Below are 25162 nucleotides of genomic sequence, written 5' to 3'. Positions count from 1 at the left end.
GGAGGGTGGGTGATCGACAGGAGCGCCGTCGCGGGCACCCCGCTACTCGGCGGGCACGCCGCCAGGGGCCGCGTCCTCCATGCGCAGGACGACCCGCTCGACCACCGTTTCCGGAGCGAGCTCGTCGGTGTCGACCTCCCAGTCCGCGACCTCGCGGTACAGCGGCAGCCTGTCCCGCAGCAGCGCCTGGAACGTCGCCCGCGGGTTCACTCCGGTCAGCAGCGGCCGCGGAGCGGACAAACCGGTCCTGCGCACCCCCTCGGCGAACCCGACGGACAGGAAGAGGACCGGACGATCGGCCAGCAGCTTCCGGGTGCCTTCCGCCACGACGGCGCCGCCTCCCAGGGCCAGCACTCCGGTGTGCTCCCCGAGCGCCTCGGCCACCGCGCGCTCCTCGATCTCGCGGAAGACGGACTCGCCGTCCACGGTGAAGATCTCCGGTATCGGTCTCCCGGCCAGCCGTTCCACGTCCGAGTCGGTGTCGCGGAACCCGACGCCGAACCGTTCCGCCAGCAGACGTCCGACAACCGTTTTGCCCGCCCCCGGAGGGCCGGCGATCACGAGCCGAGGGTTCATGCCTGTTCCTTCCAGCTCTCGGCGCGCCGACTCAGTGCCGCGAAGTACCCTTCCACGTTACGCCTGGTCTCGCCGAGGGAGTCGCCGCCGAACTTCTCGAGCGCCGCCTGGGCCAGCACCAGCGCCACCATGGTCTCGGCGACCACGGCCGCGCGCGGGACGGCGGTGACGTCCGAGCGCTGGTGCATCGCCTGGGCCCGCTCGCCGGTACGCACGTCCACCGTGGAGAGGGCACGCGGCAGGCTGGATATCGGTTTCTTGGCCGCGCGCACGATCAGGGGTTCACCGTTGGTGATGCCGCCTTCCAGGCCGCCCGCCCTGTTGCTGGAACGGCGCACCCACTCCGGCCCCGCCGTCGGGTGGAGCTCGTCGTGCGCGGCACTGCCGCGGCGCCGGGCGTTGGTGAACGCCTCGCCGATCTCCACCCCCTTGACCGCCTGGACGCTCATCAGGGCCTGGGCCAGCCGCGAGTCGAGCTTGCGGTCCCAGTGCACGTGCGATCCCAACCCCGGAGGAACTCCGTGGGCGATCACCTCGACCACCCCGCCCAGCGTGTCGCCGGAGGACTTGGCCGCCTCCACCTCCGCCATCATCCGCTCGGTGGCGCCGTCCCCGAAGGCGCGGACCGGGTTCTCGTCGATGGTGGGCAGATCCGCGGCGGTCGGGAGCGCGTCGCTCGCGGCGTCCACGTCCCCGAGCGAGACGACGTGGCTGACCAGCTCCACCCCCAGCAGCTGGCGCAGGAAGCACCGCGCCACCGTGCCGACCGCCACCCTGGCGGCCGTCTCCCGGGCGCTGGCCCGTTCCAGCACCGGCCGGGACTCGTCGAAGTCGTACTTCTGCATACCGGGCAGATCGGCGTGACCGGGTCGCGGACGGGTCAGCGGCTCGTTCCTGGCGAGCGAGGCCAGCACCTCCGGGTCCACGGGATCGGCGGCCATGACCTGCTCCCACTTGGGCCACTCCGTGTTGCCGATCCGCACGGCCACCGGGCTCCCCTGAGTGAGTCCGTGGCGAATCCCTCCGACGATTTCCAGCTCGTCGGACTCGAAATTCATCCGGGGGCTACGGCCGAACCCCAACTTCCGACGTTCGAGCTCGGCGAGGATGTCGGACGTGGTGACCTCCACTCCGGCCACCATCCCCTCCAGCACCCCCACCAAGGCAGGACCGTGTGATTCCCCGGCGGTCATCCAGCGCAGCACGCCTGTGATCCTGCCACGAAACGCCCCGCACCGAGTACCTCGGGGGCGAATCGGGCAGCGTACTTCGTCAGGACGGCCACCCGGGCACACCGACCACCAGCCACGCCGACAGCGCCATCGCCGGGCCGTGCGGCACCGTCCGCCTGCGGAGGATCCCGGCCGTCACGAGCGTCCCCACGGCGGCGCCGAGCATCACCACCGGGACGAGCAGCGGCGTCACCCCTCCGATCGCGAGTCCGAGCAGCACGGCGAACTTCACGTCACCCGGACCGAGCGAAGACGGCCCGATCAGGCGCACCGTCGCGTAGGCTCCCCCGAACACCGCCGCCCCGACCAGCCCCCACAACGGCAACCGGGCGGGGGCTCCGAGCACGGGGGCGACGAGCAGCGCACCGAGGACGAGCGCGCAACCGCCCAGGGTGAACACGTCCGGAAGCCGCCGGTGCCAGAGATCGCACCCGGTGAGCAGCACGATCAGCCATCCCGTGATCAACTGCGTCGGAAGCCACCACGGTGGGAAACCCCCGAACGACACCGACGACACCGCGCAGGCCCACACCACCGCCACCGCGAGGTGGCACCAGCGGGCCGGCACATCCAGCTCCGGGCACCGACGTCGTAGGATCCACCGCCCCATCCGACCGCAGGCCGGACCGGGCAACACCGCCATCGCGGCGGGAACCAGCACGGAAAGGATCATGCTCCGAGGGTTCCCGCCCCACTCCGACGACGCTGTCCAGCACACCCCTCCGCAGGGCGTGTCGGACACGGTGGAGCGCCGAGCACCCGGTTCCGGGCACCCGCCCCCGGGACCGGGCGGGAGGTTCCTCCGGAACGAGCGCCCGGCGACCGAAGCGGAAACCCCCGGTCAGGAATCCACCGTGAACAGCGGGTCCCCGCCGGAGACCTGCGCGTCCTCGGTCATGTCCGACAGCTCGTCCTGGCCGACCTCGAGCGCCACGACCGGGCACACCGCGGAGTACCCCTGTTCCTCGACCTCGGTCGGATTCCAGGTGACGATCTCCTGACCGGCCCGCACCCGGTCTCCCTTCGCCGCGTGCAGGGTGAACCCCGCGCCCTCGAGCTTGACGGTGTCGATCCCGAGGTGGACCAGTATCGCCCTGCCGTCCCCGGTGGACACCACGAAAGCGTGCGGATGCAGGGTGGAAAGCGTGCCGTCCACCGGGGCGACCGCCGCGGCGCTTCCCCCGTTCGGCTTGACGGCCACCCCCGGTCCCACCATCGCCTGGGAGAACACCGGGTCGGGCACCTCACCGAGCGGAGCCGCGAGCCCGGCCACCGGACTGACTACTCGAATGCTCACAACAAGTCCTCGATATCGCTCGCGATGGTGTCCGCCTCCGGGCCGACCACGACCTGCACGACGGTGCCCTGCTGCATGACACCGTGCGCGCCCGCGGTCTTCAGGGCGGCCTCGTCGACCTTGGAGCCGTCCTCGATCTCGCAACGCAGCCGTGTGATGCACGGTTCTATCTCGACGATGTTCCCCTGACCGCCCAGGGCGGCCAGAATCGCCGCTGCCTTGTCCTCGGCCACCGAACTCCTCCAATTCCGATCCTGCTCGCGCCGGAGCGCTCCCGCTCAGCCAACCATGCCGCCCCGCCTTCTTCCGATGTCGAACCGGCAACGAATCGACCATCCGCTTGACACTCGTTCGACCGGAGGCGCAAGGTTCCCTCCAACTGGTTTAGACCTTACCGTACCAATCTCGGGATACGGTACGAGCGACTCGACGGACGGTCGGTCCGCGGTGCCCTCCACCCCGAGGAGGAACACCGCGGCGAACCGTCCGCACATCAACGAAACCCGTCCCCCCAAAGCACCGGTGTGTCCAGGAGGTACTCGATGAGCACCAGCGCCAGCCCGTCCTCGGGCGGCAGTAAGACCTTCGCCCAGTTGCAGCGGCTGGGCAAGAGCCTGATGTTGCCGATCGCCGTGCTGCCTGCGGCGGCGCTGCTGCTGCGCCTCGGCCAGGACGACCTGATCGGCGCCATCCCCGGCATGGCCGACATCGGAGCCGTGATCAGCTCCGCCGGCGGGGCGCTGTTCGACAACCTGCCGCTGCTGTTCGCCATCGGTGTCGCGATCGGCTTCGCCAAGAAGGCCGACGGTTCCACGGCGCTGGCCGGGGCCGTCGGTTACCTGGTGCTCTCCGGAGTTCTCTGGGGGATGACCGACACCGAGGCCTCCACCGTCTACAACAAGGGCCCCTACGGGGTGCTCGGCGGAATCATCGCCGGTCTGGTCGCCGCGGGCCTGTGGCAGCGCTACCACCGGATCAAGCTCCCCTCCTACCTGGGCTTCTTCGGCGGGCGCCGCTTCGTCCCCATCGCCACCTCGGTCGCCATGCTGATCATCGGCGTGGTGCTCGGCCTGATATTCCCCTACTTCGACATGGTGCTCACCGGATTCGGCGAGGCGGTCACCGGAAGCGCCGTGGCGGGCGGTGGCATCTACGGGGTGGTCAACCGGATGCTGCTGCCCTTCGGGCTGCACCACATCCCCAACTCGGTGGTCTGGTTCCTCACCGGGAACTACCAGGGCGAACGAGGAGACATCAACCGCTTCTTCGCCGGCGACCCGACGGCGGGGACGTTCATGGCCGGTTTCTTCCCGATCTTCATGTTCGCCCTGCCCGCGGCCGCGCTGGCGATCTACCACTGCGCCAAACCGTCACAGCGCAAGGTCGTCGGGGGTATCATGTTCTCGACGGCGCTGACCGCCTTTCTGACCGGCGTCACCGAACCGCTGGAATTCTCGTTCATCTTCGTGGCCTGGCCACTGCTCATCGTGCACGCGGTCCTGACCGGAACCTCGATGGCACTGGTCAACTTGCTCGACATCCACCACGGATTCGGTTTCTCCGCCGGAGCCATCGACTACCTGCTCAACTTCGGGATCGCGCAGAAACCGCTGTGGCTGATCCCCATCGGGCTCGGCTACGCGGTCATCTACTACTTCCTCTTCCGCTTCATCATCACGAGAATGAACCTACCGACTCCCGGCCGGGAGGAGGACGAGGACACCGAAGGAGCCGATTCCGAGCCGAGCGCCACCCCCTCGGGCAGCAGCGGTGATTCCGGCACCCCGAAGACGGGCGGGACCTGAAGCACCGTCAGCGCACGGCCCGCGACATCGGAACAAGAGAACGGAAACGAACGGATGCCAGAACGACACGTCACCGTCGCGAGCAAGGTGGGGCTGCACGCACGCCCGGCCGCCATGCTGGCGAAGGCCGCTGCCGCTCAATCGGTGAAGATCACCATCCGCAAGCAGGAGACCGACCCCGTCGAAGCGGCCAGCATCCTGGGGCTGATGACACTGGGCGCCGCCCACGGCGACGAAGTCGTGCTGGCCGCCGACGGTGAAGGCGCCGAGGACGCGCTGGACCACATCGCGGAACTGGTCGGAAGCGAGCTCGACGGTTCCTGACCGAGCGCGGGGACCGGTTCGCGGTGAGCCGGTCCCCGCACGGCTCACTCCCCGAGCTCCCCGACCAGCGGCAACGGCAGCTCGCCTCCCGTCGCCGCGGAGAGCGCATCACGCATCACCGCTCTGGGCGCTCTCTCCCCGGTGAACTGCTCCACCTGGCCGAACGACTGGTGCAGCAGCATGTCCAGCCCGGTGGCCAGTCTTCCTCCCCCCTCGTGCACGGCGGTGGCCAGCGGGGTAGGCCACGGGTGGTAAACGACGTCGAGCACGAGACGGGCCCGGGCCAGCTCGTGCGCACGCTCGTCAACGGCCCCCGCGGGCAGGGTGGCGACCACGACATCCGACTCCGCGGCCGTGCGCGCCAGGTCCGTGGAGTCCAACCGCCGCGTGGTAACCCGCACGCCCAGCCGCTCGGCAGTGGCCAGCGCGTCCTCGGCCCGGGCCGGCTCACGGACGGCGAGGATCACCTCGGTGATCCCCAGTTCCGCGAACGCGGCCAGCGCGGCCAGCGCGGTGCCCCCCGCCCCCAGCAGCAGAGCACTACCACCTCCCGCGAAACCGCCCGCCGCGCGCAGCGCCCCGACGATCCCGTCCACATCGGTGCAGTCCGCCGCCCAACCGGCGTCCCGCGTCCGAACCAGCGTGTTGGCCGCCCCCACGGCACGTGCCCGTTCCGTGGCGCTGTCCGCCAGAGCCAGTGCCGCCTGCTTGCCCGGCATCGTCACGGAGAGACCGACCCAGTCCTCCTCCAGTTCCCCGGCCAGCCGGCCCAGTCCCTCCGCGTCCCGTTCGACGCGCTCGTACGACCAGTGGTCCAGCCCCAGCGCGCGGTAGGCGGCTCCGTGCAGCACGGGGGACAGGGAGTGTTCGACAGGGGAACCGACCACTCCCGCGCGGCGGGGCCGTGGTTCCTCGTCCCGCGAGACCCTCTCAGTCATCCTCACCACCTCGTTCCTCCTCTTCCCCGGAACCGCCCGCGTGGTCGGCGCCTCCGCTGAGTTCCGCTCATCAGAACCCGCCGAGCAAATCGAGTCCCCGGAAAATCCTCCACTCCGACGCGGGCGCTCTGAGCCCATGCAGGATGCTCGACCGCGGGTTCTCCCGCGGTGCTCTCGCGAGGAAGGCCCGACGTCGTGCAGGCCGCCACCCGATGTCGGCCCTCCCCGGAGCGAGAGCCCGCGAGAGGTTCCGCCACGAACCACCCACGCAGACCGGGGTGTCGCACTCTCCTGCTCAGTAGGCGCCGTTGCGTTTGGCCTTCTCCTTGGCCTTCTCGTGCTCCTCGATCGTCTTCGAAAAGCACGAGGTGCCGTCCTTCTGGCACTTGACGAAGTACATCCACTCCCCCGGAGGTGGATCGGCAGCCGCCTCGACGGCATCCGCGCTCGGCGCGGAGATCGGGGTCGGTGGCAACCCCTTGGTCCGGTAGGTGTTGTACGGTCCCTCCTCGGCCCGGTTCTCGTCCTCGGTCAGCAGCGAGGGCTCCTCCAGCAGGTAGTTGATCGTCGAGTCGAACTGCAGCCTCATGTCGATGTCCAGCCGGTTCTCGACGACCCTGGCCACCTTGCCGAAGTCCTTCCCGATGCCTTCGCTCTGCACCAACGAGGCCACTTTGACCAGCTCGTAGGGGGAGTGCTTCGTCCCGTCCGCGATCTCGGGGAAACCGATGGAGCGCATCTTCTCGAAGGAAGTGCTCAACACCGAACGCAGCACCTGGGGAGCGTCGGCCGAAGGCTCCACGTGGTAGATGCCGGGCAGGATCAGCCCTTCCAGCCTGCGCTTCGGGTCCGGCGCCTCGGCCGCTCCGGAGGCGGCCCACTCGGGAACGCCGAGCTCGGGCAACGGCGTCTCGGCGGCCGCCCTGGTCATGTCCTCCTCGCCCGCGCAGTCGGCGGAGTCCTCGCTCCCGCCGCAGGCGGCCTTCCCCAGCAGGGAGAGGACGCCGGGCACGACCTCGTCGTCCGGACCCACGTGGTCCGCGAGCCGCATCCCGCCGCGGATCTCCACCCGGCCCTCTCTGGCCTCGTCCGAGACGATCCGGCCCACGGCAGCCTCTCCGGACATCCTGGAGCGCATCGAGTAGAAGCCCGGCTGAATCCCGGTGATCTTCTTGTTCTCCTTGGCCGCTTCGACGAAGGCGGCGGGCGAGGCCACCACGTCCTTCTCCGCGAGCGTCCGTCCGATGGCGCTGGTGGTGTCCCCCTTCTCGACCCGGATGACCACCTCGCCGCTGCCGGAGCCCTCGTAGTCCTCGTAACCGCCGAGGCTCAGCAACTGCGACGTGCCGTAGACAGCGCCGCTGACGACGATCAGCAACACGAGCAACCCCGCCACTGCCGTGACGATCCTGCGCCGTCGTCGTCTGCGGAACCGTTCGCTTTCGGCGTCCTCCTGCCTGCGCAGCTCCGATTCGTCACCGGCTTCATCGGTGAACAGGCCGAGATCGTCGTTCACGCCAGCGTCCTCCCAGCGAGCCTTCCGAAAAGCCCCGTTTCCGTCGCTCGGTCGATCGGCCCGAGCGGAGCGCTCCGCCCCGGTGTTTCCGGTTCGACGGGTCGCACCGCGACGACCCGTTCGACCGGGCCCGTCAACCGCCTCCTCCCGCAGCACGACGGAACGCGCACCACGAAGCCGACTCGGCGGGCACGCCCCCGGTCATACCGAGAGCACCCCTCACTCGCCTCGGCCACGCGCGTCCAGCCAGGACTGCAGGATCTCCACCGCGGCGGCCTGATCCACCACGGCACGCTGACGCTTACCACGAATCCCGCGGTCGGAAAGCATCCGTGTGGCCGTCACGGTAGTGAGTCGCTCGTCACTCAAACGCACCGGCACCCCGCCTGCACGTGCTTCCAGGGCATCGGCGTAGGAGCGTGCGATGTCCGCCGACTGCCCGTGCCGCCCAGCCAGGGTGACCGGCAGGCCGACCACGATCTCGACGACCTCGTACTCGTTCACCAGCTCGACGAGCCTGCTCAGGTCGGTCTTACCGGACCGGTCCCTTTTGAGGGTGCTGAGCGGAGTGGCCAGCAGGGGCGCCGGGTCGCTCACCGCGACGCCCACTCTGGCCTCGCCCACATCCACACCGATGCGCCTGCCCGGACCGGGGTCGGCACGCCCCTTCTCCCCGCCGGCGCTCGTTTCGGACTCGGGTTGCTCGGCGCTCACGCCCGTGCCACCACCTGCTCCAGCTCTTTGCGCAGCGCGGCGACGGCGGTGTCGATCCCGGAGGGGTCGGACCCGCCTCCCTGGGCCATCTCGGCCTTGCCGCCACCGCGTCCACCGATGTGCGCGGCGAAGGAGGGCACCAGCTCTCCCGCGGCCACACCCCTGTCCTGCGCCTCCCGGTTCGCCGCGACGACGAAACCGACCTTGGAGGTCTCCGGGTCGCCGGAGAACAACGCCACGACGGAGGGGCGGGAACCGAGTTTGCCGCGCACCTCACCCGCCAGGGCCCGCAGGGAGTTGCCGTCCACACCGTCGGCGACCCGCTCGGCGGCCAGGCTCACACCGTCGATGTCGACGGCTCGCCCGGCGATCTCGCCGGCGGACTGCAGCACCTTGGAGATGCGGAGCTGCTTGAGCTCCTTCTCCGCGTCACGCAGCCGGGTGAGCACGCTGTCGATGCGGTCCGGCAGGTCCTCGGCCTTGACCTTGAACCTGTCGGCCAGCTCGTTGACGAGCATGTGCTCCTTGTTGATGTAGCGCATCGCGTCCATGCCCACCAGCGCCTCGACCCGGTGCACTCCCGAGCCGACGGAGGTGTCGTTGACGAGCTTGACGACGCCGAGCTGACCGATGGACCCCACGTGCGTCCCCCCGCACAGTTCCCTCGAGTAATCGCCCATGTCGATGACGCGGACCTGGTCGCCGTACTTCTCCCCGAACAGGGCGACGGCCCCCATTTCCATGGCCCGGTCCATCGAGGTGGTGTAGGAGCGCACCTCGACGTCGCTCTGCAGGTAGTCGTTGACCTCCTCCTCGACCCCCCCGAGCACCGAGCCGGAAACGGCGGAGGGCGCGGTGAAGTCGAAACGCATCCGTCCGGGCGAGTTCAACGAGCCCGCCTGGGCGGCACGTTTCCCGTAGGCGTTGCGCACCGCCGCGTGCACCAGGTGGGTGGCCGAGTGCGAGCGGGCGATCGCGTGCCTGCGTTCCGCGTCGACGCTGGCCTCCAGCCTGGTGTCCACCCCGACCTCGCCGCCGAGGACCTTGGCGCGGTGCACGAACAGCCCGGGCACGGCCTGCTGCACGTCGGTGATCTCCAGTTCGACGCCGGGACCGACGAGCCGCCCCGTGTCGGCTATCTGCCCACCGCCCTCGGCGTAGAACGGAGTGCGGTCGAGAACCAGCTCGACCTGGCTGCCCTCTCCCGCGGCCGGAACGGGGGCACCGTTCCGCAGCAGCCCGAGCACACGGCTGGTCCCCTGCAGGTCCGTGTAGCCGATGAACTCGGTGGATCCGTTCTCGTCCAGCAGGTTGCGGTAGGTGGACAGGTCCCCGTGGGCGGTCTTGCGCGACCGCGCGTCCTCCTTGGCGCGCTGACGCTGCTGCTCCATCAGGTCCCGGAAGCCCTGCTCGTCGACGGACAGCCCCTTCTCGGCCGCCATCTCCAGAGTGAGGTCGATCGGGAACCCGTAGGTGTCGTGCAGCTGGAACGCCTTCGTGCCGGGCAGCTGCTCGGAACCGGACTTGCGGGTCTGCTCCACCGCCGTGTCGAAGATCTTGGAACCGGCGGACAGCGTGGCCAGGAAGGCCTCTTCCTCGTTGCGGACCACCGAGTCGATCCGGTCGAAGTCGGAGTCGAGCTCGGGATAGCCCGGCGACATGGACTCCCGGACGACCTTGGTGAACTCCCCGAGCACCGGCTCGTGCACACCGAGCAGCCGCGTGGAGCGCACGACCCGGCGCAGCAGCCTGCGCAGCACGTAGCCGCGCGTCTCGTTGCTCGGGGTGACCCCGTCCGAGACCAGCATCATGCCGGAGCGCATGTGGTCGGCGATCACCCTGAACCGGACGTCGTCGGAGTGGTTGTCCCCGTAGCGCTTTCCGGAGAACTCCTCGGCCTTGGCGATCACGGGACGGACCAGGTCGGTCTCGTAGACGTTGTCCACTCCCTGCAGCAGGCAGGCGACCCGTTCCACTCCCATACCGGTGTCGATGTTCTTCGTCGGGAGCTCGCCGAGCACCGGGTGCCCGTCCTTGGGGCTGCCCTCGCCCCTGATGTCCTGCATGAACACCAGGTTCCAGATCTCGATGTAGCGGTCCTCGTCGACGACGGGGCCGCCCTCACGGCCGTACTCGGGACCGCGGTCGTAGTAGATCTCCGAGCACGGTCCTCCCGGGCCGGGCACCCCCATGTCCCAGTAGTTGTCGTGCGCGTCCCTGCGCTGGATGCGCTCCGGGGGCAGGCCGCTGACTTTCTGCCACAGCCGCTCCGCCTCCGCGTCGTGCTCGTAGACGGTGACCCAGATCCGGTCCGGGTCGAATCCGAAACCGCCGGAGTCCTGCGAGTTGGTGACCAGGCTCCAGGCGTGCTCGATGGCCCCCTCCTTGAAGTAGTCCCCGAAGGAGAAGTTGCCCGCCATCTGGAAGAACGTGTTGTGCCTCGTGGTCTTGCCCACCTCGTCGATGTCACCGGTGCGCACGCACTTCTGGATGCTCGTGGCACGCGGGTGGGGGGCGGGTGCGTCGCCGATGAAGTACGGCTTGAACTGCACCATCCCCGCGTTGACGAACAGCAGGTTCGGGTCGTCGAGGATCAGCGAGGCGCTGGGGACCACGGTATGGCCCCTACCTCGGAAGTGTTCGGTGAAACGTTTGTTGATCTCGTGGGTCTGCACGGTGAAGTCCTTCTACGCGGATGCGGCTGCCGGCGCGGAGCAGGCGGGGCGCCTGGTCGACGTGAGCACGACGGGCTCGCGTCGAGGGTCAACGCCCCGCCCGACGAGCTCGGCGCGCCCGCGAGTCCGCACCGTCGATGGTTCCGGCCATCCTGGTGACGGGCCTGGCCCCATTGTCGGGGCCGTCGACGGTCCGCTGTTCGCGGCCGCCGGTCACGATCCCGGTCCGCTCGCTCACGCTCTCGTGGAGTTCGTGTTCGCGCTCGGTCATTCCGGCGCGTACGTCCGCGCCGAACGAACCGACCGCTCCGGCCAGTTCCCGTACCGCGTCACCGAGTTGATCGGCCACACCGACCGGCGTGGCCTTGCGCGCGGTCTGGCCGACCTTGCGACTCAGCGCGACGCCCGCGGCGACACCGGCACCGAACAACAACAGACGACTCACTTACGCCCCCTTTTGCGCCTGCGGGAGTGCCTGCCCACGGGCTCTTCGCCGCGTTTGCGACGGGCGCGCAGGGCCTTGCTCACGCCGTAGGTGAAAGCGGCTGATTTCACCAGCGGGCTTCCCAGTGTAGCGGTGAACAGCGAGGACAGTGCGGACACGTTGCTGGAGACCGACTGGGCGTTGGCCGTTATGCCGTCGACGCGGTCCAGTTGGGTGTTCACATGGTCCAGAGTCGTGTTCGCGCCGGTGAACAGCGGATCGGAATTCTCCTGCGCCTTGCGGATCGCGTTGGTCGCCTCGTCCAACGTGCGGCCGAGCTTGACCAACGGGATCGCCAGCAGCACGACCAGCAGCACGAAAGCGCCTGCTGCGATCAGCGCGGCGATCTCGGTGGGCGTCACGTGTCCTCCCGGGTTCCAGCTGACTCGTGCGGCCGCCCCGCCGAAGAGCTCGGCACGGCGGCTGTGATCGCGGTCAGGCTATCGCGCCCGTCGTGCTGACACGCGCACGGCATTCCGCACACGTCGTTTTCGGCGAATCGCGACGGGTTCCGCGAGCAGCTCGGTTCCGGCCGGGCGAGGTCGCGTCCCGCAGGGTCCCCAGGGCACCCGAACAGCGGTGTGCCGGAACGGCGCCGTCCGCGCGGTTCACGCCCCCGGTTCCGAGCCGGTGATCCGCGGAGAGCCCCGGTGCCAGGTGGCAGGCGCAGGATCGGCCACCGCCACACGATAGATTGCACTGTCGTCCACACTTCCGGCGGCGACGGAACATCAAGGGGGAGCGCTCCGAATGGGCGGAGGGGCCGGTTCGGCCGGATCACCGAGAGAACTCATCAACCGCGGCACGCTGGCGGTCGTGCTGGTGTTCACCTTCCTGCTGAGCACCATCACCGGGGTCAGCTCGGGAATGCGGGCCGCCACCGAACGCGACGTGCTGCGCGCCGACGGCGCGGACCGCATCGTGGTCTCCTCGCTGCCGAGCATGACCACCAGGGGCAACCTCAACGCCCGGAAGCTGAACCTGATCGAGGCCGTCGCCGGGGTCGAGCAGGTCGTCCCCGACTATCCTTCCTCGCTGCGGGCTCCGGAGGGGGACAGCGCGCTTCCGGAGTTCTCGCTGGCGGTGCGCTCCTGGGGCAGTTACGTGCCGCCGCCGCTGACCGAGGGAACCGTGCAGGGCCCCCTGCCTCCGGACGCGATAGTGGTGCCTGCTCGTTCCCAGGGGACCGACTTCACCCGGTACCTCGGCCGGACGATCCGGATGAGCTACACCGTCGCCTCGCCCGATCCGCGGAAGCCACCTCGCGACGAGGGCGCCGACGAGAAGAGCGCGGCGGAGCAGGAGGCAGCCGAGCAGGAGGGCGACGCCCAGGAGGAGGGGGCTCAGGAAGAGGAGGCCCCGGCCGGGGGAGCTCCGGACGAGACGGCTCCGAGCTCTCCGCCCAGCTTCAGCGAGACCATCGAGCTCCGCGTCGCCGCGACCTACGATCCCCGCTGGCACGCGGACGGGTCCGACACGGCCTACGTCGCCCCGCGCACGGCCGCGATGCTCGCCGCCGCGGACACGGGGCAAACGCCGGAGGCACTGCACGGCGGTTCGGGGGCCGAGCGAGTCGGTGTCCTGGTCGACGAGGCGAGCGACGTGAACTCCGTCGCGGCGCGGCTGCGGGAGATGGGCATCGGCGCTTTCCCGCTGGTCGAGCGTGAGAAGAACCTGATCAGGACGGTCGAGCTCTGGCGCTACGTGGCCCTGTTCGGGGTGCTGATCAGCGCGGCCCTGCTCGGCGCCTCCGGAGTGCGGCGACTCACCCTCGGTGAACTCGACGGGCGCGGCGTGCTCGGCCGGGCTGCCGGCATCGGACTGGTTGCCGGGGTGCTGGCCACCGGACTGGGAGTGCTGGCCGCCCTGGCACTGCGCGCCCCGATGGAGGCGTTCCTGGGACTGCGGATCCAGTGGTTCACGCTGGTGCCCGGGGGTGTGCGGACCACGGTGTCCGTGCTCGCGCCCGCCCTGGCCGCGGTCGCGGGAGCCGCGATCGGCTCGATGCGCAAACCACGGACCGGGTGATCTCCGAGCGGCCGTGGCCCGGGGCGCCCCGGGCCACGGCCGTCGAGCCGCCCGGAGAGCTCCTCCACGGTGACCGTGCCGTGAAGGAGCTCCGAGGGCTCACCTCACCCGTTGACCGGGCTGACCGGCCCGCTGCCGTCGAGCACCCCGACCACGTTGCGGGCGGCCAGCATCGCCATGGCCGTCCTCGTCTCCGTGGTGGCCGATCCGAGGTGCGGCGCGAGCGCCACGTTGTCCAGCTCGAGCAGTTCCGGGTCCACCACGGGTTCGTTCTCGAAAACGTCCAGCCCGGCCCCGGCTATCGAACCTTCCCGCAGTGCCAGCGCCAGCGCGTGCTCGTCGACCACGGGACCGCGGCTGGTGTTGAGCAGCACAGCCGAGGGCTTCATCCGCGCCAGCGCCGAGCCGTCGATCAGATGACGGGTCTCCGCGGTGAGCGGGCAGTGCAGGGAAACCACGTCGGAACGCTCCAGCAGCTCCGACATGGGCAGGTACTCGGCGCCGACCTCGTTCTCCGCTTCCTCCGCGGCCCTGTGCCGCGCGGTGTAGACGATCTCCACGCCGAAGGCCCGCGCCCTGCGGGCCACCGCCCGGCCGATCTGGCCGAACCCCACGATCCCCAGCCTCTTGCCCTGCAACCCGGAACCGAGCATGAAGGAGAAGTGCCACGCCCAGGGCGTCCTGGAACGGAGCAGCCGCTCCCCCTCCCCCAGCCTGCGCGTGCACATCAGCAGAAGTCCGAAGGTCAGGTCCGCCGTGGCGTCGGTGAGCACGCCCGGGGTGTTCGTCAGCAGCACCCCGCGCGAGTCCAGCGCGGGCACGTCCACGTTGTCGTAGCCGACGGCGACGTTGGCCACCACGCGCAACGAGGGGCCGGCCGCGTCGAGCATCGCCCCGTCCACGCGGTCGTGCAGCATCGAGACGACCGCGTCAGCGCCGCTGACCGCCTCCGCCAGCTCGTCCGGAGTCATGGCCCGGTTCTGACTGCACAACCGGACCTCACCGACCGACTCCAGCAGCCGCACGGCCGAGTCGGGTATCCACCTGGTCACCACTGTTCGGGCGTTCACTCACTCGTCCCTTCAAGAGAGATCGGTCGCCATGCCCCGGAGGGGCCTCTCAGGAAGCGGCCAAGCCGCTCCGCGTCCGTGGTTCCGCACGGAGTCCGTGCAGGCAAGCCGATCCGCCGCGCAGCGCAGCCCGCGCGAAGCATCAGTCGTCGGGTTCTCCGCGCACTATCCCGCGCAGCTTCGGAAGCCGTTCGGCCAGCGTGCGCTCGCCGCCCCGTCCGCTCGGTTCGTAGTAGTCCGTTCCGACCAACCGGTCCGGCGGGTACTGCTGCGCCAGCACCCCCTCGGACCTGTCGTGCGGGTAGCGATACCCGACGGCATTGCCCTGCCGGTTCGCTCCCGCGTAGTGCCCGTCCCGCAGATGAGCCGGAACCGTACCCGCCTTCCCCGCGCGCACGTCGGCCAACGCGGCGTCCACGGCCGTGATGATCGCGTTGGACTTGGGGGCCGTGGCCAGATGCACGGTCGCCTGGGCCAGCGGGAGCCGCCCCTCCGGCATCCCGATGAACTGAACCGCCTGACTCGCGGCGACGGCGCTCTGCAGCGCCGTGGGGTCGGCCATCCCGACGTCCTCGCTCGCGTGCACCACGAGACGACGCGCTATGAAACGCGGATCCTCCCCCGCCTCGACCATGCGGGCCAGGTAGTGCAGCGCGGCGTCCACGTCCGAGCCGCGGATCGACTTGATGAAAGCGCTGATCACGTCGTAGTGCTGGTCACCGTCCCTGTCGTAGCGCACGGCGGCCTTGTCCACCGTGGTCTCGACGGTGTTCAGGTCGATCGTCGTCGCCCCGTTGGTCTCCGCGGCCTCGGCAGCGGCCTCGAGAGCGGTCAACGCCCTGCGGGCGTCCCCGTTGGCGAGCGCGACCAGGTGCTCCTCGGCCTCCTCCACGAGCCGGTACACCCCGGCCAGGCCACGCTGCTCGGACACGGCCCGGCGCACCAGATCCCGCACGGCCGCGTCGTCGAGCGGTTGCAGCCCCAGCACCAGGGAGCGGGACAGCAACGGCGACACCACGGAGAACGACGGGTTCTCGGTGGTGGCCGCCACCAGCAGCACGGTGCGGTCCTCCACGGCCGAGAGCAGCGCGTCCTGCTGGGTCTTGGAGAAGCGGTGCACCTCGTCGATGAACAGGACGGTGGCCTCCCCGGAGTGCCCCAGTCTGCGACGTGCCTCCTCGATCACGCCGCGGACTTCCTTCACACCCGCGGAGAGGGCGGAGAGCGCGACGAACCTGCGTCCGGTGGCCTGCGAGACCAGGCCGGCCAGCGTGGTCTTGCCCGTTCCGGGCGGCCCGTGCAGCAGCACGGACGCCGGGGCGGCCCCCTCCACCAGACGCCGCAGCGGAGCTCCCGGCCCGAGCAGGTGGTCCTGCCCGATCACCTCGTCCAGGCTCCGCGGACGCATCCGCACGGCCAGCGGTGCGTTGTCGGCAAGCCGTTGTTCCGCGCGCTCCTCGGCGTCGTTTCCGAACAACCCGTCATCGAGAAGCCGGTTGTCGAACGAACCGGTGTCGAACAGCCCCTCACTCACGCCTTCGACGCTACCCGCGTCCCCCCGCACCGGTGTCGCGGGACGACCGGCGCGGAGCTTCCGGATCCCGCGGAACACGGGAAGGCCCCGGACCGGCCCCGGCAGGAAGGCCCTCCTCGGGTGTCGTCCGTCCGGTCGTCCGAGCTCGGGCGTCCTTCGGCGCGGGCAGCGCCGAAGGACACCCGAGCGGCTGGTGCCGCCGCGGGAGGACCCGCCGTCCGAACACCTCCGACAATCGGGGCGAGGAAGTCCTACCGGGGCTCGGGGATCACTTGGCGTTCGGCATGGCGAGCTCGACGTCGCAGGCGCTCTTGCGTCGCTGCTCCGCCCAGTTCTCCACCGCCTGGTGGCAAGCCAGGTCGAGGTGCCGCACCGGGGTCAGGTCCACGTGCGCGCTGCGCGTTACCGGCAACTGCTCCAACCTGTCCTGCAGCTGGGGCAGCCGCAGGAAGGTCGCGTTGCCGTGCAGGCGGACCTGCGCGTGGTCCTCCTCGTGCTCGACCTCGACCGAAAGCCGGGAAACCTCCCAGGCGGTCTTGATCACGGCTGCCACCAGACCGGTCAGCGTGCCGATCATCAGGTCGGTGCCCACGATCATGCCCGCCGTCAGCACCAGGACGAACGCCTCGGCCCGCTGCTCACGAACCAGCTTGGCCACCTGGCGCACCCCGAGCAGTTTCCAACCCGCGTGCACGAGCAGCGCTCCGAGGGTCGCCAGGGGAATGTAGGAGAGCACCCCGGGAAGCAGCATCACGAACAGCAGCAGCCAGATCCCGTGCATCACCCGCGAGAACTTGGTCCGCGCCCCCGCGTGCAGGTTGGCCGTGCTGCGCACGATGACGGCGGTCATCGGCAGGGCACCGAGCAGTCCGCAGATCGTGTTCCCGACTCCCTGGGCCATCAACTCGGTGTTGAAGCGGGTCTTGGGACCGTCGTGCATCCGGTCGACAGCGGCCGCGCTGAACAGGCTCTCGGCCGAGGCGATCAACGCGAAGGTCAGTATCGACCCGAGCACGGCGAAACTGGTCGCGGCACCGAAGGCGTCCGGGGTGACGATGTTGACCGTTTCCAGCAGCGAGCCCACCTGGATCGTCTCCAGCGGCAGCCCGAGCACGGAAGTGAGCAGGGCCGCTATGCCGACACCGACCAGCGGGGCCGGAACGATGCGCAGCCGCTGGGGCAGCCTGCCCCACAACGCCATGGTCAGCAGGGTGACCACGGCGATGGCCAGCCCGGACCTACCGGTGGAAGTGGTCAGCACCGAGTTGAGCAGTTCCGGGAGCCCGGAGAACTTGGCGCTCGTCTCGGAGGGTTGTTCCATCCCTCCGACCGGGTAGATCTGGCCGAGGATGATCACGAGACCGATCCCGGCGAGCATCCCCTGCACCACGGAGGGGGATATCGCCCGGAACCACGTCCCTATGCCGATCAGCCCCAGCAGGATCTGCAGCAGGCCCGCGCCGAGCACGACCACACCGAGCACGGCCAGCCCGTGATCGGCGACGGTGGAGGCCACCAGCACGGTCAGGCCCGCGGCCGGGCCACTCACCTGCATGGTGCTCCCCGGCATGCAGCCGACCACGATCCCGCCGACGACACCGGTGATGATGCCCAGTTCGGCGGGGACCCCGGAGGCCACCGCGATACCCACGCAGAGCGGCAGCGCCACCAGGAAGACGACCAGGGAAGCGCCGAAGTCGAAACCGAACGTCTGTTTGTGCCGGTGAATTGGCCCCGCGGTGCTTTCCGATTCGGGGCGGGGCGATTCGAGCTGTGCAGTCACGTCTCACTCCGTGGAGGTCGTACAGGCCGCGTGCGTCCTCATCGGATACACGCGGTCCCGCAGGAGTCGTCAGTCGAAATACGTCGCTGGTACGAGCGGCAACCTTTCCGGACACGAAGCCCCCGCAGGAGTGACTCGTTTCCGGAAAAGAAGTTTGAATGAACTCGCGTCTTCGCGAGAGAGAATTCGGCGGGGACACCCGCGGACTTGGACAGGCAGTGTTTCGAATCCGGTTCGGGACCGAGGGATCCCGGCGCCCGGTGTCGAGCACCTAACGGGATCCTGTCGAGTGAAACCGACGGTTTCCGAAAAGGCCTGTCAGTGCCCGGCGGTGGAGCCGTCAGCGCCGCGCAGCCGGAAACGACTCCGCGGTCGCGCAACCCGTCCTGCCGGAGCAGTGGGCCATCACCTGCGATACACCTGAAGTCTGGCCTGCGAGTGGGTGGATTCGCACAAGCCGCGTCTGCTGCCCACGGCCCGCACTACCCTTGAACAGTTTTCATGTTTATCGCGCGTCAGGCTCACCCGCGCCTCGGAAGCCTTTCCGCGCAGGACCTGGTGGCCCCGTTCTCCGGTTCTGCGGCCGAGCACGGCAACACCGGAACGCTTGCGCAGTTTCTCCGTCTCGCAGGGAACGCTGTGCTCGGTTTTCTGCTCCGAGGACGCGGACCTGGTCACCTGAGTCGTCGCACCGGCGGCGTGCACGGGGGTGAACGCGACGAGCACCACCGCGAACAGCAGGAACAGCACCGTTCGCAGTGCCGCACCAAGCCTGGTGTCCACTGTCCCCCCCGGCGAACGCCCGGACGATTTCCTCGGCTGAGTCTGTCGAGTCGGCTCAATCGGCCGACACGACCAATACTACTGAAGAAATGTTTCCTCGAGGTGAACTCGCGCTGGTCCGAACCGGTACGAAAATGCCGCACCGATCCACGCGGACACAAGAAAGTGAGAATTTTTTCAGGTCAACCGAGGGGCGGCCACGTCCGACGACCACGAAAAGTGAAACACGTCTCATTTCGACGTCCGGCACACGCGAACGCGACGAAGCCGCACCCACCATTCCGGTGAGTAACAATTTTCTCATATGCCGGGAAGCGACTCACTCTTTCAGCGGAAAGCGGGATAGGGACGCAGTTCCAGAATCCCGGAGCCGAAGCGCTCGACCAGGGCCCGCACGACCCGATCCGCGTACTCGGCCACCTCGCTCAACCCCGCCGAGTCCGCGTCCTCGCCCAACCGACGCCAGCGGTCGGCCAGAGCCGTACTGCGTCGCGGTGAGGGCATGTGGGCGTCTATCGGACCGTCCGACTGACCGTCGCGCGGCAGGAACCACCAGGTCGAAACCCACACCCAGAGCAGCTGCGCGTCCAGCAGCCTGGGGCGCAGCACGGCGTCGTCGTCCAGGTCCGACCAGACCTCGACCACCTCCGAACGCCAGGTGGCCAGCATGTTCTCCGCCATCCCCTCGGGCAGGGCGTAGGAACACCACGAGGAGGGGAAGGGGAACAGCAGATAGGCCGCGTCCAGCGCGACGTCGCGCACACAGGCCCACTCGAAATCCAGGAAACGCACACCGTTGCCCGTGACCAGGCTGTTGTCCGGACAGATGTCCGAAGGGCTGAACGAGCGGTACTTGGTCGATCCGAGCAGCCCGGAGGCCGCCGACAGCCTCTCGCGCACCGCCTCCGGCGGCGAAACGCCCAGCGTCCGCTCCAGCAGCTCGGGGAGCTCGCTCAACGAGCGCCTGATGTCCACGGCGACGGGGTCGGCCCACGAGTCACCCCCGACCCTGCGCATCAGCGCGTCGAAGTCGGCCTCCCTGCCCGCCATCGAAGTGTGCAGCCTGCCGAGCGCACGCGCCCAGGCGAGCATGGACCTCTCGGCGGCCTTCGGGTCGTCGGCGAAGAGCACGTCGGCCAGGGTGGCTCCTCGGCCGAGGTCCTCGAGCACGAGCATCCGCTGCTCGATGTCCTGGGCGATCAGTTCCGGTCCCACGCGCAGCTCCGGCGGGAGCGCGGTGGCCAGCTGACAACTGGCCGCCTCGTGCGCGAACGGATCGGAGCACCCCTCGTCCGGTATCGCTCCGTAGTGCTTGATCACGAGCGTGCGCGGCAACTCGAAAGGCGTCTCGGCCACCCGCACCCTCATGACGACCGAGCGGCCACTACCCCCCAGATCCTCCGGATCGGCGAGCCGGACGGATGCCCCCGTTCTACGGGTGAGCACGGCTTCGGCAGTACCGATCGTATCGGTGACCTCCGCACTCGCGGGCACGCGAACCTCCGGCGGACCGGTGGTGATTTCCACGCTCATCGTCTCCAGACCCTACCGCCACCGCCCGTTTTTCCACGGGCCTGACCGGTCAAGTTGTCCCCGGATCGGGGGTCGGTCTCCGTACCGAACGGTACCGGAGAGAACACGACCATCTCCACCGTTACTCGGACGACAACGACTCGGCAACCCATGCCACCGTTGTGCACCGTCCGGAACGACAACGTCCCCGGAGCCATACTGGGTGCACGGATTACCGACTCGTCACGAAATGTCGTCCCCTCGGGGGACAACCGAACGGGTCACTCCGACTCCTGGCTCCGCTCGCCCTCGGCGTTCGCGGCCTCCTTGGAGCCACCGGCAGCGCGTGCGGCCGGTTTGGCGTCCACCCCGGCCTCCTTGCGCTGCGCGGCCGTGATCGGCGCGGGCGCGCCCGTGAGCGGGTCGAACCCACCGCCGCTCTTCGGGAAGGCGATCACGTCCCGCAGCGACTCGGCTCCCGTGAGCAGCATGCAGATCCGGTCCCAGCCGAACGCGACACCACCGTGCGGCGGCGGACCGTACCGGAACGCCTCCAGCAGGAAACCGAACTTCTCCTCGGCCTGCTCCCTGGAGATCCCCAGCACCTCGAACACGCGCTGTTGCATCTCCCAGCGGTGGATGCGAATCGACCCCCCGCCGATCTCGTTTCCGTTGCACACGAGATCGTAGGCGCTGGCCAGGGCGTCCTCGGGGCTCCGCTCGAACTCCTCCGCCCACTCCGGCTCCGGAGCCGTGAACGGATGGTGGACCGCGGTGAAACCGCCGCTTCCCACCGCCACGTCGTCGCTGTCGTCGACGGCCTCGAACATCGGGGCGTCGACGATCCAGACGAAGGACCACGCCTGCCTGTCGACCAGACCGCACAGCTCGGCGATCTCCAGGCGCACCGCTCCCAGCAGCGCGCGGGACGGAGCCGCCCGCCCCGCGGCGAAGAACACGCAGTCCCCCGGAGCAGCGCCCACCGCCTTGGCGAGTCCCTCGCGCTCCTCCGCGGACAGGTTCTTGGCCACCGGACCGGAGAGGGTGCCGTCCGAGCCCACGAGCACGTAGGCCAAGCCCTTGGCCCCCCGTTGTTTGGCCCACTCCTGCCAGGCGTCCAGCTGACGACGCGGCTGGTCGGCACCACCCGGCATCACGACGGCCCCGACGTAGGGGGACTGGAAGACCCTGAAGGGAGTCTCGCGGAAGTACTCCGTGAGATCGGTCAGCTCGACCCCGAACCGCAGATCCGGCTTGTCCGTACCGTAACGAGCCATCGCCTCGGCATAGCTCAGCTGCGGGATGGGAGTGGGGATTTCGTAGCCGGCCAGCTCGCTCCACAGCGCGGCCACGACCCGTTCGCTGATCTCGATCACGTCCGCCGCGTCGACGAAGCTCATCTCGATGTCGAGCTGGGTGAACTCGGGCTGACGGTCGGCGCGGAAGTCCTCGTCGCGGTAGCACCGGGCGATCTGGAAGTAACGCTCCAGCCCGCCGACCATCAGGAGCTGCTTGAAAAGCTGCGGCGACTGCGGGAGCGCGTACCAGCTGCCCGGCTGCAACCGCGCCGGGATCAGGAAGTCCCTGGCCCCCTCCGGAGTGGAACGGGTCATGGTGGGCGTCTCCACCTCGACGAAGTTCCGCTGGTGCAGCACATCGCGGGCGATGCGGTTGGCTTCGCTGCGCATCCTGATCGCGCGGGCGGGCTCGGCTCGCCGCAGATCCAGGTAGCGATGGCGCAACCGGACGTCCTCGCCGACCTCCAGGTGCTCGTCCAGCGGGAAGGGCAGCGGAGCGGACTCCGAGAGGACCTCCAGGTCGGTGACGGTCACCTCGATCGAGCCCGTCGGGATCTCCGGGTTCTCGTTGCCCTCGGGCCTGCGCACCACCTCACCGGTCACCCGGACGCAGAACTCGGCACGCAACCGGTGGGCCCGCTCGGCCATCTCCCCCTCGCGGAAGACCACCTGGGCGACGCCGGAGGCGTCACGCAGATCGCTGAAGATCACTCCTCCGTGATCCCGGCGACGCGCCACCCATCCCGCGAGGGTGACGGACTGCCCTGCGTGGTCGGCGCGAAGCGAGCCGGCCTCGTGCGTGCGCATCACGGGTGTTGATCTCCTCTTCGGTGTGAGTGCTGGCCGTTGTCGGCGCGGACCACTCCAGGTTAGCCAATGCCGCGCACGCCCCTCGCAGCAGGTTTCACCCGGCACGCCCGTCGCGATCACCGCCGGTTGACGGCCCCGTGCCGCCGATCGCGCGCCCTTCGGGGAGAAGCGAGGAAAGACCTTTCCGGCGCCGTCCTCCGGCCCCGCGGAACCGCACCTTCTTCTCTCGAAGAATTCTCGCCCGAAGAAGAGCGGACAACGGTCATCCCCCGGGGACGTCTATTTCTCGCAAGCTCGTTGCACGCCCGTGATCCATACAATTAGCGTTCCGCACGAGATCGGTCGGCACGAGGAGTGGTAATGGTCGTTCCCCGCACGCGAACACCCTCCACGCCGTCTTCGGCGGTCGGGCACGAGCAGCGACAACTGTCACCCGAACTCACGAACCTGCTGCGCACAGGCCCTTTCGACGTCGCGCTGCGCGCCGCCATCCGCACGAGCAGGCTCAGCCTGGAACGCATCCAGCACCGCCTCCACCTCCGGGGGGCTCCCGTGAGCATCACGGCGCTGAGCTACTGGCAGTCCGGCCGTCGCCGCCCGGAACGCCCCGACTCGCTGGCCGCGCTCCGCGAGCTGGAGGACGTGCTGGGGATCCCCGACGGCGCGCTCTCCGCGCTGCTCGGCCCGCCCAAACCACGCGGCAGAAGCAGAGTGGAGAGCTCCGCCCCTCCACTGACGAGTCTCTGGTCCGACAACGCTTCGGCCGCCGGGATGCTCAGCCGGTTGGACACCAGCGCGGACGGACACCTCACCAGGCTCAGCCAACACGACGTCCTCGACATCGACGGAGCGGGCAAGCAGCGCGGCCTGCGCGTACGGCAACTCGTGCAGGCCGAGCGCAACGGAGTGGATCGCTGGGTCACCGTCTTCGACAACTCCGGAACGAACATCGCACCCCCGACCATCCGGACGCTGAACGGCTGCGCCCTGGGGCAGGTCCTGTCCGACCACGAAAGCGGAGTGGTCGTGGCCGAGCTGCTGTTCGAACGCGCGCTGGAGAAGGGCGAAACCGCCCTGCTCGAGTACGAGGTCGCCCACGGTCCCGAAGGTCTGGTGGGGACGGACCAGGACCACACCTATTCGCGCAGGTTCCGACTTCCCGTGCGGGAGTATCTCGTCGAACTGCGTTTCGATCCCGAGAACCCTCCGGTTCACTGCGAGAACTTCACGGTGTGCTCCGACGGTTCGGAACGGGACTCGCCCAAACCGATGTCGTTGGACTCCCGTGGGCACACCCACGCCGTGGCACTCGACTTCGGCAGAGGAGCCTTCTACGTACGCTGGGAGCCCGCGCGGACCACCGCCGCGATTCCGACCGCGCGGTTTCCGCACGCCCCGAGCACCGAGAACCTGCGTGGCCACGCGCGGCGGTTCCGCTGATCCCGTCCCTCCGCGGGCTCGTCCGCGCCCAGCACCGGAGGCGGACCGCCCCGCGTCAGGAATCGCCGCTGCCCTGATCCAGCGCTTCCTGGACCCTGCGGCTCAGCGTGGGAGAGGGTTCCACGCCGAACTCGGCGACCAGCTCCGCGCGGAGCCTGCGGAACACGTTCGCCGCCTCGACCTTTCTCCCCGTCCTGCCCAGTGCCGTGATCAGCTGCTCGAACAGCCTCTCGCGGTGGGGATAACGCGCGGTCAGCGCTTTCAGCCGCCCTATCACCCCGTCGTAATTGCCCATTCTGATGTTGAGGGATATGAACTCCTCCAGCACCAGCGTGTGATGTTCCTCGGCACGCACCGCGGCGGCGTAAAGTCGCGGACTCCGTTCCCGCACGTCGGCCAGGGCGGGGCCTCTCCACAGTTCGAGAGCCCGAAGCAACATGTCGCTGGCCGTCGCGGGATCGGACTCGGACAGCTCGCGCGATTCCGCGCACAGCGAGTCGAAAACGTCCAGATCCAGCTCACCCGATTCGACACGCAGCGAGTATCCGAAACGATTTGTCCCTATGCGACGCTTCCCCTGGCCGACACCGAGTAATCGGTCCAGATCGTGCCGCAGCCGCACCACGTGCGCCTGCAGGGCGTTGACGCCGTGCTCGGGCGTTCCGTCGGGCCACATCTCCTCCGCGAGCTGCTCACGGGGAACGACTTTTCCCCCGTTCAGCAACAACATGGCCAGCATGACCCTGCGCAGCTCTCCCGGGACCTCCACCTGTTCACCCTCGGCGTCGAGAACGCCCACCGCGCCGAGAACCCGGAAACAGACCATCGGGAACCTCCAACCGAGAACAAGAAAAGACACGAAGAACGGTTCGCGCGTCACGCGACACCGAACGTCCGACGGTCGGAAGGAAACACAGCGCTCCGGCTGTGTTCATCTATTCGTCGTGAATTTATTCTACAGGTCGCCCCGAACGGACGCACTGAATAATAAACACGCCGAACACGCATTCCCATCCTCCAAATGAATGAACCGAGTTCTGGAATATTCCACTTCCGCGGAAACGACCCGGGGAAAACGCCGAAACCGCGCGCGTGACGCTCCGGAGGACGCGGGAACCAACGAGCTGCACCCCGTGGCCCTGCCGTTCAACCTCCGCGACGGAGTTCGTCGCCTTTCCGGCGGTGGGCGGAGCGGGTGCGACTGTGGCCGGTGGCCAGGATGCCTCCGACGCCGCACGCGGGCCGGAATGGGGCTGGCTGGTGGATCGGGGGCGTTCCCGGAGATACCGGAGATCGCGGTCCAGGGCCCGGGCGAGTCGGAGCTGCGTGTGACAACCCGGGCC

General features: G+C 69.0%; 22 protein-coding genes. 4 read left to right on the top strand and 18 right to left on the bottom strand.

The window, feature by feature from the left end; all coding sequences use genetic code 11:
• Nucleotides 1–42: 42 nt before the first annotated feature.
• From FHR84_RS01195 to FHR84_RS01175, 5 genes are all read right to left on the bottom strand, one after another.
• Entirely contained in the window at nt 43–576 is a 534-nt protein-coding gene (locus FHR84_RS01195; RefSeq protein ID WP_179533554.1) for a shikimate kinase, read from the bottom strand.
• Nucleotides 573–1781 carry a chorismate synthase gene (aroC, locus tag FHR84_RS01190; RefSeq protein WP_179533553.1) on the bottom strand — a complete coding sequence of 403 codons (1209 nt, stop codon included), beginning with the start codon at nt 1779–1781 and terminating at the stop codon, nt 573–575. The genes FHR84_RS01195 and aroC overlap by 4 nt, the downstream gene beginning before the upstream one ends.
• Before the next feature lie 67 nt (nt 1782–1848).
• Nucleotides 1849–2481, bottom strand: a complete 633-nt coding sequence (locus FHR84_RS01185; protein ID WP_218861860.1) for a prepilin peptidase — start codon at nt 2479–2481, stop codon at nt 1849–1851.
• Nucleotides 2482–2649: 168 nt separating this feature from the next.
• On the bottom strand, nt 2650–3105 hold the full coding sequence (locus FHR84_RS01180; RefSeq protein WP_179533552.1) for a glucose PTS transporter subunit IIA: 456 nt from the start codon (nt 3103–3105) through the stop codon (nt 2650–2652).
• Entirely contained in the window at nt 3102–3338 is a 237-nt protein-coding gene (locus FHR84_RS01175) for a glucose PTS transporter subunit EIIB (RefSeq protein ID WP_179533551.1), read from the bottom strand. The genes FHR84_RS01180 and FHR84_RS01175 overlap by 4 nt, the downstream gene beginning before the upstream one ends.
• A gap of 309 nt (nt 3339–3647) precedes the next feature.
• On the opposite strand from FHR84_RS01175, the gene FHR84_RS01170 reads away from it, so the two are divergent.
• Both FHR84_RS01170 and FHR84_RS01165 read left to right on the top strand, forming a co-directional pair.
• Nucleotides 3648–4910: a PTS transporter subunit EIIC gene (locus tag FHR84_RS01170; protein ID WP_179533550.1), complete on the top strand. Its 1263-nt coding sequence runs from the start codon at nt 3648–3650 to the stop codon at nt 4908–4910.
• 54 nt (nt 4911–4964) lie between these two features.
• Nucleotides 4965–5234, top strand: a complete 270-nt coding sequence (locus FHR84_RS01165; RefSeq protein WP_142077581.1) for an HPr family phosphocarrier protein — start codon at nt 4965–4967, stop codon at nt 5232–5234.
• A 44-nt stretch (nt 5235–5278) separates the two neighbouring features.
• On the opposite strand, the gene FHR84_RS01160 is transcribed toward FHR84_RS01165, so the two are convergent.
• The 6 genes from FHR84_RS01160 to FHR84_RS01135 all read right to left on the bottom strand — a co-directional run bounded on the left by FHR84_RS01160 (nt 5279) and on the right by FHR84_RS01135 (nt 11923).
• Nucleotides 5279–6172 carry a shikimate dehydrogenase gene (locus FHR84_RS01160; RefSeq protein ID WP_179533549.1) on the bottom strand — a complete coding sequence of 298 codons (894 nt, stop codon included), beginning with the start codon at nt 6170–6172 and terminating at the stop codon, nt 5279–5281.
• A gap of 295 nt (nt 6173–6467) precedes the next feature.
• Complete coding sequence (gene mltG / locus FHR84_RS01155) at nt 6468–7688, bottom strand: endolytic transglycosylase MltG (RefSeq protein ID WP_179533548.1); 1221 nt, start codon at nt 7686–7688, stop codon at nt 6468–6470.
• A gap of 219 nt (nt 7689–7907) precedes the next feature.
• Complete coding sequence (gene ruvX / locus FHR84_RS01150; protein WP_179533547.1) at nt 7908–8402, bottom strand: Holliday junction resolvase RuvX; 495 nt, start codon at nt 8400–8402, stop codon at nt 7908–7910.
• A complete protein-coding gene (gene alaS, locus FHR84_RS01145; RefSeq protein WP_179533546.1) occupies nt 8399–11077 on the bottom strand; it encodes an alanine--tRNA ligase in 2679 nt (892 codons plus the stop codon). Before alaS ends, ruvX begins: the two co-directional genes overlap by 4 nt.
• 88 nt (nt 11078–11165) lie before the next feature.
• The gene (locus FHR84_RS01140; RefSeq protein WP_179533545.1) at nt 11166–11522 is read right to left on the bottom strand and encodes a hypothetical protein; all 357 of its coding nucleotides are present in this window, start codon (nt 11520–11522) and stop codon (nt 11166–11168) included.
• Nucleotides 11519–11923: a DUF948 domain-containing protein gene (locus FHR84_RS01135; RefSeq protein WP_092520399.1), complete on the bottom strand. Its 405-nt coding sequence runs from the start codon at nt 11921–11923 to the stop codon at nt 11519–11521. Before FHR84_RS01135 ends, FHR84_RS01140 begins: the two co-directional genes overlap by 4 nt.
• Nucleotides 11924–12311: 388 nt before the next feature.
• Here FHR84_RS01135 and FHR84_RS01130 point away from each other — a divergent pair, with 388 nt between their 5' ends.
• Nucleotides 12312–13589, top strand: a complete 1278-nt coding sequence (locus FHR84_RS01130) for an ABC transporter permease family protein (RefSeq protein WP_179533544.1) — start codon at nt 12312–12314, stop codon at nt 13587–13589.
• A 104-nt stretch (nt 13590–13693) separates the two neighbouring features.
• On the opposite strand, the gene FHR84_RS01125 is transcribed toward FHR84_RS01130, so the two are convergent.
• From FHR84_RS01125 to aspS, 6 genes are all read right to left on the bottom strand, one after another.
• Nucleotides 13694–14659, bottom strand: coding sequence for an NAD(P)-dependent oxidoreductase (locus FHR84_RS01125; protein ID WP_179533543.1), 966 nt, complete (start codon nt 14657–14659; stop codon nt 13694–13696).
• Nucleotides 14660–14801: 142 nt separating this feature from the next.
• The gene (locus FHR84_RS01120; protein WP_179533542.1) at nt 14802–16193 is read right to left on the bottom strand and encodes a replication-associated recombination protein A; all 1392 of its coding nucleotides are present in this window, start codon (nt 16191–16193) and stop codon (nt 14802–14804) included.
• Between the two features lie 268 nt (nt 16194–16461).
• Nucleotides 16462–17976: a SulP family inorganic anion transporter gene (locus FHR84_RS01115; protein WP_179533541.1), complete on the bottom strand. Its 1515-nt coding sequence runs from the start codon at nt 17974–17976 to the stop codon at nt 16462–16464.
• A 405-nt stretch (nt 17977–18381) separates the two neighbouring features.
• Nucleotides 18382–18759, bottom strand: coding sequence for a hypothetical protein (locus FHR84_RS01110; RefSeq protein WP_179533540.1), 378 nt, complete (start codon nt 18757–18759; stop codon nt 18382–18384).
• A 327-nt stretch (nt 18760–19086) separates the two neighbouring features.
• On the bottom strand, nt 19087–20292 hold the full coding sequence (locus FHR84_RS01105; protein WP_179533539.1) for a phosphotransferase family protein: 1206 nt from the start codon (nt 20290–20292) through the stop codon (nt 19087–19089).
• Nucleotides 20293–20552: 260 nt separating this feature from the next.
• The gene (gene aspS / locus FHR84_RS01100; RefSeq protein ID WP_179533538.1) at nt 20553–22379 is read right to left on the bottom strand and encodes an aspartate--tRNA ligase; all 1827 of its coding nucleotides are present in this window, start codon (nt 22377–22379) and stop codon (nt 20553–20555) included.
• A 360-nt stretch (nt 22380–22739) separates the two neighbouring features.
• On the opposite strand from aspS, the gene FHR84_RS01095 reads away from it, so the two are divergent.
• Entirely contained in the window at nt 22740–23819 is a 1080-nt protein-coding gene (locus FHR84_RS01095; RefSeq protein ID WP_179533537.1) for a hypothetical protein, read from the top strand.
• Nucleotides 23820–23874: 55 nt separating this feature from the next.
• On the opposite strand, the gene FHR84_RS01090 is transcribed toward FHR84_RS01095, so the two are convergent.
• Complete coding sequence (locus FHR84_RS01090; RefSeq protein ID WP_218861858.1) at nt 23875–24645, bottom strand: AfsR/SARP family transcriptional regulator; 771 nt, start codon at nt 24643–24645, stop codon at nt 23875–23877.
• Between the last annotated feature and the right edge of the window lie 517 nt (nt 24646–25162).

The organism is Actinopolyspora biskrensis, from assembly GCF_013408175.1.
Taxonomy (GTDB): Bacteria; Actinomycetota; Actinomycetes; order Mycobacteriales; family Pseudonocardiaceae; genus Actinopolyspora; species Actinopolyspora biskrensis.
This window is presented reverse-complemented; position numbering and strand designations above follow the sequence as displayed.